Source organism: Halococcus morrhuae DSM 1307, assembly GCF_000336695.1.
Classification (GTDB): Archaea; Halobacteriota; Halobacteria; order Halobacteriales; family Halococcaceae; genus Halococcus; species Halococcus morrhuae.
Genome location: NZ_AOMC01000137.1, coordinates 1 through 602 on the forward strand (window position 1 = coordinate 1; position 602 = coordinate 602).

The 602-nt window shown below is 44.7% G+C and carries 1 protein-coding gene; it reads right to left on the minus strand.

Annotation, left to right across the window (positions count from 1 at the left end):
* Positions 1–87: 87 nt before the first annotated feature.
* The gene (locus tag C448_RS16010; RefSeq protein WP_152415576.1) at positions 88–504 is read right to left on the minus strand and encodes a DUF4435 domain-containing protein; all 417 of its coding nucleotides are present in this window, start codon (positions 502–504) and stop codon (positions 88–90) included.
* Positions 505–602: the final 98 nt, after the last annotated feature.

Consider the following 602-nt stretch of genomic DNA (forward strand, 5'->3'; position numbering starts at 1 on the left):
ACAGGAGTTTCCGCTAGATAAAATCTACGTCATGTGAACTCAGAATCCGTAGAATCTGATTTCCTTGCCGATGTTTCTTGGACAGGCTCATAAGACATGCTCATTGAGGAGGAAGTTCTCGATACAGGTTTTTGGCAGTGTATAAAATGGCCCCGGGCTTTGGCTAACGCTCTCCCGATCCCTATCAACTATTCCAAATACATCTATATCCATAGTAGATAATTCAGAGGAAAGGTCGGAAAATACCTGTCTTGCATCCTGAACCCGTTGTTTACCTCCGATAGGAGTTATTTCGAAGTGTACATCAATCTGTGGAAAAATGCGAGTAAGTATCTCTCGATCCATTTTTCCTTCAACAAGCAATATGGGCTTTCCAGCAGACAAGGCTGAGATACCCAAATCACCTAATGCCTCCTCCAGAACAGATCTTTCCACTCTGTCCGCATGTACCAATTGATTGTTTGAACGCTGGTCAGAATACATGAGAAAATACGTATTTGCCATATCACAGTCGTAGGTGTTTAGCGGAACAGTCGAGTCGAAACCGTAGCTCTCAGGGAAGAGCAGGACGAACAGCCGCTAATCGTGCTTTCCGGGCCTGA